Source organism: Actinocorallia lasiicapitis, assembly GCF_054778695.1.
The window spans coordinates 1-2,979 of sequence record NZ_BAAGZI010000548.1 but is presented as its reverse complement, the minus strand read 5'-3'; the positions used below and the strand labels follow the sequence as shown (position 1 = coordinate 2,979).

At 72.2% G+C, this 2,979-nt stretch carries 1 protein-coding gene; it reads left to right on the top strand.

Annotation, left to right across the window (positions count from 1 at the left end; all coding sequences use genetic code 11):
* Window positions 1-2,979: type I polyketide synthase (locus tag ACYVE7_RS31920; protein ID WP_460370024.1), on the top strand; the 2,979-nt coding region annotated here is incomplete at both ends.

Genomic DNA, 2,979 nt, shown 5'->3' with positions numbered 1-2,979 from the left:
TCCGCGGCCCGGCCCGCCGCCACGCCGCACCTGACACCGCCGCGACCACCGAACTGCGCGGCACTCTGGCCGGACTTTCCGCGACCGAACGCTCCCGTGCGCTGCTCGACCTGGTCCGTGCGCAGGCCGCCGCGATCCTCGGCCATGCCGGGCCGGAGGCGGTCGAACCCGAGCGCGCGTTCCGCGACCTGGGCTTCGACTCGCTGTCGGCCGTCGAACTCCGCAACCGGCTCGGCCAGGCCACCGGCCTGCGGCTCCCCGCGACCCTCGTGTTCGACCATCCCGCGCCCGCCGCCCTCGCCGACCGGCTGGACGCCGAACTGTCGGGCCTCACCGACGTGGCTCACACCGTCCCCGCCGGAACGGCCGCCGACGACGACCCGATCGTCATCGTCGGCATGGCCTGCCGCTATCCCGGCGGCGTCACCTCGGCCGAGGATCTCTGGAACCTGGTGGCCGAGGGCCGGGACGGTGTGTCGCTGTTCCCGGAGGACCGCGGCTGGGACGTGCCGTCGATCTACGATCCGGTGCCCGGCACCGAGGGCAAGACCTACACCCGCGAAGGCGCGTTCCTCCACGACGCGGGCGAGTTCGACGCCGGGTTCTTCGGGATCTCCCCGAACGAGGCCCAGATCATCGACCCGCAGCAGCGCCTGCTCCTGGAAGTCTCCTGGGAGGCCCTGGAACGCACGGGCGTCGACCCGCAGTCCCTGAAGGGCGCACCCGTCGGAGTGTTCGCGGGCCTGATGTACCACGACTACGCGTTCAACAACAGTTCGGGTTCGATCGTGTCCGGGCGGGTCGCCTACTCGCTCGGACTCGAAGGCCCGGCCGTCACCGTCGACACCGCCTGCTCCTCCTCACTGGTCGCCCTCCATCTGGCCGCCCAGTCACTCCGCGCCGGAGAATGCTCGCTCGCCCTGGCGGGCGGGGTGACGGTGATGGCGACTCCAGGCACGTTCATCGAGTTCAGCCGCCAGCGCGGGCTGTCGGCCGACGGCCGCTGCAAGTCCTTCGCCGAAGCCAGCGACGGCACCGGCTGGGGCGAGGGCGTCGGCGTCCTGGTCGTCGAACGACTGTCGGACGCCGTCCGCAACGGCCACACCGTCCACGCGATCCTGCGAGGCAGCGCGATCAACCAGGACGGCGCCTCCAACGGTCTGACCGCGCCGAACGGCCCGTCCCAACGGCGCGTGATCCGGGCGGCCCTCGCCAACGCCGGGCTGTCGAGCTCGGACGTGGACGCGGTGGAAGCCCATGGCACGGGCACCACGCTGGGCGATCCGATCGAGGCTCAGGCCTTGCTGGCGACCTACGGTCAGGATCGGGAACAGCCGCTGTGGCTCGGTTCGATCAAATCGAACATCGGGCACACCCAGGCAGCGGCCGGGGTCGCCGGGATCATCAAGATGGTCGAGGCGATGCGGCACGGAGTGCTCCCGAAAACCCTGCACGTGGACCGGCCGACGCCCCAGGTGGACTGGACCGAAGGCGACGTCAGCCTGCTGACCGAAGCCCGCGAGTGGCCGCGGAACGGGCGTCCGCGCCGGGCCGGAGTGTCGTCGTTCGGGATCAGCGGCACCAACGCCCACGTGATCATCGAGCAGGGTCCCGTGCCCGAGCCCGTCCCGGCCCGCCCGACGTCCCCCGCACCCGTGCCGTGGACCGTCTCGGCGAAGACCCCGGAAGCACTCACCGCCCAGGCGGCACGCCTGCACGCCTTCGTCACCGCCCGCCCCGACCTGAACCCCGCGGACATCGCGTTCTCACTGGCCGACGGCCGGGCGTCCCTCGAACACCGCGCCGTGGCGGTCGGCACGGACCGCGACACCCTGCTGACCGGCCTCGCCACCCTGGCGGCGGACGGCAGCACGAGCACCGTGGTCCGCGGCAAGGCGCGCTCCAGCGGCCTGACCGCGTTCCTCTTCTCCGGCCAGGGCAGCCAGCGCGTCGGCATGGGCCGCGAACTCCACACGACCTACCCGGTGTTCGCCGAAGCCTTCGACACGGCCTGCACCGCACTGGACGAGCACCTCGACCGCCCGCTCCGCGAGGTCGTGTGGGGTGACGAGGAAGCCCTGAACCAGACGGTCTACACGCAGGCCGGGCTGTTCGCGTTCGAGGTCGCCCTCTACCGCCTCGTCGAGTCGTGGGGGATCACCCCCGATTTCGTGGCTGGCCATTCGATCGGCGAGATCGGCGCGGCGCACGTCGCCGGGGTGTTCTCGCTGGCCGACGCCGCCCGTCTGGTGGCCGCCCGGGGCCGTCTGATGCAGGCGCTTCCCGCCGGCGGCGCGATGGTCGCGATCGAGGCGACCGAGGAGGAGACACGCCCGCTGCTCACCGGCGACGTGGGGATCGCCGCGGTCAACGGGCCGCGCTCCCTCGTGGTCTCGGGCGAGAGGACCGCGGTCGCGAAGGTCGTGGACGTGTTCGCCGCACAGGGCCGCAAGACGACCCCGCTACGGGTATCACACGCCTTCCATTCGCCGCTGATAGAACCGATGCTGGGCGAATTCCGACGCGTCGTCCAGAACCTGACCTTCGGGACGCCGTCGATCCGGCTGGTGTCGAACGTGACTGGCGCCATCGCCTCGACCGAACCGCAGACCCCCGAGTACTGGGTGCGGCACGTGCGTGACGCCGTCCGGTTCTCCGACGGGGTGCGCGCGCTGGAGACGGCCGGAGTCACCCGATTCCTGGAGATCGGCCCCGACGGCGTCCTCACCGCGATGGCCGCCCAGTCGTTCACCCATGACCACACGGTCGCGGCGGCCGCGCTGCGCCGAGACCGTCCCGAATCCGCCACCCTGCTGCTGGCGCTGGCCCGCCTCCACACCACCGGCCTGCCCCTCGACACGGCCGCCGTCCTCACCGGCCACGCCCCCCGCACCGTCGATCTGCCCACCTACGCCTTCCAGCACCGCCGCTACTGGGTGCACGAGCCCGCCACCGGCGGCGACGCGGCCGCGCTGGGCC